We start from the raw sequence: 3,934 nt of genomic DNA, 5'->3' as shown, positions 1-3,934 counted from the left end.
CGTGGATATGTGCGCCGCCCTACGGGCCGCGTTCCGCCCGTGGATAGGGCATGGACAGCCCGTGGAAAACGCTGGCGCGTTTCCCACCGCCTGCCCACACCGCTACCCACCTGCTCCACGCTCGGCACACATACCCACCGGCACACACAACAAGAGCGATTTTTTGATTTTAAGGATTTGTTAAGTGTTCGTTCTGGGAGAACAAATCCTTAATTTTTCTCGCCAGATTTCGTGCTCCGAAAGATCATAGAAGGAGCAAAAAAAAATATCTATGTTTTTCAATGACTTATGGGGGGGGGGGGCGACACCAGCTATGTCGTAGGGGGGCGACATTTTCGTGTCGCGTTTTTTGACATGTATTGCAAACATTTGACCTATCTGTGTCCAGTATTGCGACACAAAAATGTTGCCACCCTACGACATTCATGTCAGAAAATACGACATGAATGTCGTAGGGTGTTATGATGCCTCAACCTCCAAAGCCTCCCCTTGAGATCACAACCGCCCCAAAGGGGTCATGGGTTCAAACTGAACGTGCAGCCCATGAGGCTTGGGCACGGTTGATAGCCTCCCACCCAAAAGCGGCAGCCCTAATGCACGTCATTGTTGGCAACATGGGAAACCACAACGCGCTGGTGGCTTCGCAAAAGACGTTGGCGAAGACTATGGGCTGCACGGTCAGGACTGTGCAGCGGGCCATAGAAGTGCTGCGCGACGGTCAATGGTTGGAAGTTCGTCAAGTAGGTGCGGCCGGGACTACCAACGCATACGTGGTCAATGATCGAGTAGCTTGGAGCGGGCCGCGTGACGGAATCCGTTACAGCCTATTTTCCGCCGCTGTTTTGGTTACCGATGAAGAACAACCAGACCGCGCGGAACTGGCTAACCAAGAACCCCTGCGGGGTATCCCGGTCCTCTACCCCGGTGAGCGCCAGCTTCCCACCGGGCCCGGTATGCCGCCGCCGTCTCAACCGTCTATTGAGGGCCTAGAGCCTGATCTTCCGGCACGCCAAAAGAAGCCGCAACAAAGCGACTTAGAGGACTACACGGGACGCCCTGGGCGTTAGCCCAAGGCGTCAGAAACCCGGCCCCCCGCTATAGTCCGGCCCGTTGTCGTAATCCCGTGACCGGGAACGGGACGGCCCACCACGACCACGTCCACGCGAAGGCGCCTGCGTCCTCTCGACTTGCTGCCGTTTTTCCTGCGCCTGATGCACCTTCAGCTCCGCCCGAACAACCTTCTCCTCTGCGTTCAGTCCAGCGGTGCCCAAGGGGTGATCGCACCCCTTCACGACACGCTCAAACGGATCTGCCGGATATTCGGTTGCAAGGAACCTTTCGCGGGCATCAGGGGACAGCCTTTTAACCTGCCGAACCATATCAACCTTGCGGGATTCCGCGTCTTTTAGCGCCTTTTCCTTGGCCGCTATGCGCTCCTGCTCTAGCTTAGCCATGATGCGTTCTTCCTCACGCCTGCGGGCTTCTGCTGCCTGTCTGGCCTGTTCGATCTCCTGATCTCGGCGTTTGGCTCCTACGGCCCTCAAGAGGGCCTGAATCCCCCTCTTTTTGGCGCTCTTGGCCTTCTCGGCCACGTCCCTAACAGTCTCGGCAAGTTCGCGCACCATCTCGCGCACATGGTCGTTAAGGCTGCGCCTGCGCTCGTTCTCCTGCGCTTTGAACGTCTGGGGCTTGTATGGCTCCCTCTTTCGCTCATGTTCGGCCTTGTGTTTGCGCTCTACTGCTGTGCTGGTGGGGCCAAGGTGAATGGTCGGCATTTCATCCACGCCCTGCCGCTCATAGCTGCGGTGGTCGATGCGTGCCGGTTGCTGGTGCCGTTCCAGTGCTTCGTTGCACTGCATGGCCCACAATTCCCGAAGGCTCTCGATCTCCGGCCCACCCGTCTTGGCGGCGTCCAGTATGCGGGTTTTCTTGCCCAGCCCGCCCGGCTCAACCTCCCGTGTCGTGGTGAGAATGTGGGCGTGGTAGTTTCGATCATCGCCGCCCACACTGGGAGCGTGCAAGGCGACATCAGCAGCGACCCCGTAACGCTCGACCACGGCAGAGGCAAAGGCGCGTGCAAGACCCGCCCTTTCTTTGGCGTCTAATTCAGCAGGAAGGGCCAGCACATATTCGCGGGCCGTAACCGAGTTAGAACGCTTCTCGGCCTGCTCGGCGGCGTTCCACAATGTCGAGCGATCGTGCGTCCACTCGCAACCAGACGGGGCAATGATGAAACTATCATCAATCCCGGTTCGGTTGGCGTAGTCGTGCTGGCGTCCATCGCGTTCATTGGTCAGCGTGTCCCCTGAACGATAAGCCGCAGCGGCAACGGCACTTCTGCCGGTGCTCCGCGATACGGTCTTAACGGACAGGTGGAAGATCGCCACGTGATCGGCTCGCTGACAGAATGGGGTTGCAAGGGGTTTGCCCCTGTCGCACGCAAAGTCGCAGACTTTGCATAAGTGCGCCCTTAATATCTAGACGACATTAAGGGTTGTTGTCAATCTGATTCTGTTGTATGGTTACAATCAAGAGGAGTTCCGTGCAAAATGACAAACACGAGTCAGCCCGCAAAATCCCAGAAAGTTCTTGAAGCCGAAAAGAGGCTTGAGCAGGCGCGTAATGCACTAAGAGACGCCCGCAACGCCGAGAACAGACAGAAACGAAAAATTGAAGATCGTCAGAAAATAATCTTGGGCGGCGCTCTACTAAAAGCTGCGGAAAGTGATGACAGATTTTCGAACGTGATTGAGGCGCTTCTTAAGCGTTTGTCACGAGAGCAAGACGTGAAGGCTTTTCGAGATCACGGGTTCATCATACCTCGCCCAAAACAAATTCAGAATGTTTAACAATGAAAAAATTAACCATATTTTTAGCATTGCTATCTCTTGCAGGTTGCAAAAAACATCATGACAAAAACTGGTATGACTCTCACGAGAAAGAGCGATCAGAAACAATAAAAAAATGCACCAATGATGCAGAGTATTCGGCTTCACCTGATTGCCAAAATGCGATTGATTCATCGGCTTTCAGTAAGAAAGATTACGGGAACTTCAATCCAACAAAAGATATGCCGTGATGACTGACGACACGGGAGATTTTGGCCTCCGTGAATTTGAGGATTTAAAAAACACTGTTGAGCGGTCGGAACGGGCCTATTCCAAAGCAGCCAGCCAGCTACCAGCCCTAGCGAAGCAGCTTGAGGCACTGGACGCCAAAAGCACCAAGTCAGCGCAACGGGTTGAAGAAGCGGCGCAAGAGGTCACGAAGCATATCAAGACCGACCGGCTTTTCCTGTTCGCAGCCTGCGGATTTGGGGCGATTGCCTTGGTGTTCTGCTCAGCGTTTCTAGGTGACATTAAGGGCAGTCGAGCAGGATATGCCGAAGGGTTCGCGGACGGGCAGAGAAGCGCCAAGGAAAGGGACGCACTGGGAGAATGGGCCGCCTCATCACCATCTGGCCGCTTAGCCTACCAGATGGACAAGGTCGGGCAGATTCAGGCGTTCGGAATGTGTAAAATCGAGGGCTACAAGGTTAAAACCGACCGAAAAGGGACGTGGTGCGTATCCGAGAGCGGAGAGGGGCTTGTTTGGCCCATAGCGCCCCCTACAACGCCGTAAAGCTGCTTCAAGCTAGAGAACTGCCAGAACACCCATACACCCCATTCCTGAGCCATTTACGGGCCAATTTGAAGGGTGTTTCAGGTCTGGGCGAGCGCAGAGCGGGAGCGGCGTAGCCCGCGAAGCGCCAGACAAGCTGCTTTCGTGACATTTTCCCCGCATAATTCGCGCTCGCGCTCGGTACTCCCACGTGAGGCATTAAGCCCGTGGATATGTGCGCCGCCCTACGGGCCGCGTTCCGCCCGTGGATAGGGCATGGACAGCCCGTGGAAAACGCTGGCGCGTTTCCCACCGCCTGCCCACACCGCTACCC

At 55.8% G+C, this 3,934-nt stretch carries 6 protein-coding genes; 5 read left to right on the top strand and 1 reads right to left on the bottom strand.

What is annotated here, in order from left to right; translation table 11 throughout:
- Both ACP7IZ_RS13460 and ACP7IZ_RS13455 read left to right on the top strand, forming a co-directional pair.
- Positions 1 to 184, top strand: a 184-nt coding sequence (locus ACP7IZ_RS13460) for a hypothetical protein (protein ID WP_426849666.1), incomplete at its 5' end; no start/stop codon positions are given.
- A gap of 277 nt (positions 185 to 461) precedes the next feature.
- Complete coding sequence (locus tag ACP7IZ_RS13455; protein ID WP_426849664.1) at positions 462 to 1,067, top strand: helix-turn-helix domain-containing protein; 606 nt, start codon at positions 462 to 464, stop codon at positions 1,065 to 1,067.
- Between the two features lie 9 nt (positions 1,068 to 1,076).
- Here the strand turns inward: ACP7IZ_RS13455 and mobQ are convergent, their stop codons facing one another.
- The gene (gene mobQ, locus ACP7IZ_RS13450) at positions 1,077 to 2,387 is read right to left on the bottom strand and encodes a MobQ family relaxase (RefSeq protein ID WP_426849663.1); all 1,311 of its coding nucleotides are present in this window, start codon (positions 2,385 to 2,387) and stop codon (positions 1,077 to 1,079) included.
- Positions 2,388 to 2,549: 162 nt separating this feature from the next.
- Between mobQ and ACP7IZ_RS13445 the strand changes: the two genes are divergently transcribed.
- From ACP7IZ_RS13445 to ACP7IZ_RS13435, 3 genes are read left to right on the top strand one after another with little or no spacing between them, the layout of a single operon-like run.
- The gene (locus tag ACP7IZ_RS13445) at positions 2,550 to 2,849 is read left to right on the top strand and encodes a mobilization protein (RefSeq protein WP_426849661.1); all 300 of its coding nucleotides are present in this window, start codon (positions 2,550 to 2,552) and stop codon (positions 2,847 to 2,849) included.
- Between the two features lie 2 nt (positions 2,850 to 2,851).
- Positions 2,852 to 3,079: an EexN family lipoprotein gene (locus ACP7IZ_RS13440; protein WP_124307303.1), complete on the top strand. Its 228-nt coding sequence runs from the start codon at positions 2,852 to 2,854 to the stop codon at positions 3,077 to 3,079.
- Positions 3,079 to 3,621, top strand: coding sequence for a hypothetical protein (locus ACP7IZ_RS13435; protein WP_426849659.1), 543 nt, complete (start codon positions 3,079 to 3,081; stop codon positions 3,619 to 3,621). Before ACP7IZ_RS13440 ends, ACP7IZ_RS13435 begins: the two co-directional genes overlap by 1 nt.
- The last annotated feature ends 313 nt before the right edge of the window (positions 3,622 to 3,934 follow it).

Source organism: Acetobacter sp. AAB5 (assembly GCF_050106715.1).
Taxonomy (GTDB): Bacteria; Pseudomonadota; Alphaproteobacteria; order Acetobacterales; family Acetobacteraceae; genus Acetobacter; species Acetobacter oryzifermentans.
The sequence above is the reverse complement of the archived record's forward strand: the minus strand, read 5'-3'. Positions and strand labels throughout refer to the sequence as shown.

What these genes read in the sequence shown, in the direction of transcription:
- ACP7IZ_RS13445 (WP_426849661.1), top strand. Translation starts at nt 2,550, where the DNA reads ATGACAAACACGAGTCAGCCCGCAAAATCCCAGAAAGTTCTTGAAGCC.
- ACP7IZ_RS13440 (WP_124307303.1), top strand. Translation starts at nt 2,852, where the DNA reads ATGAAAAAATTAACCATATTTTTAGCATTGCTATCTCTTGCAGGTTGC.
- ACP7IZ_RS13435 (WP_426849659.1), top strand. Translation starts at nt 3,079, where the DNA reads ATGACTGACGACACGGGAGATTTTGGCCTCCGTGAATTTGAGGATTTA.
- ACP7IZ_RS13455 (WP_426849664.1), top strand. Translation starts at nt 462, where the DNA reads ATGATGCCTCAACCTCCAAAGCCTCCCCTTGAGATCACAACCGCCCCA.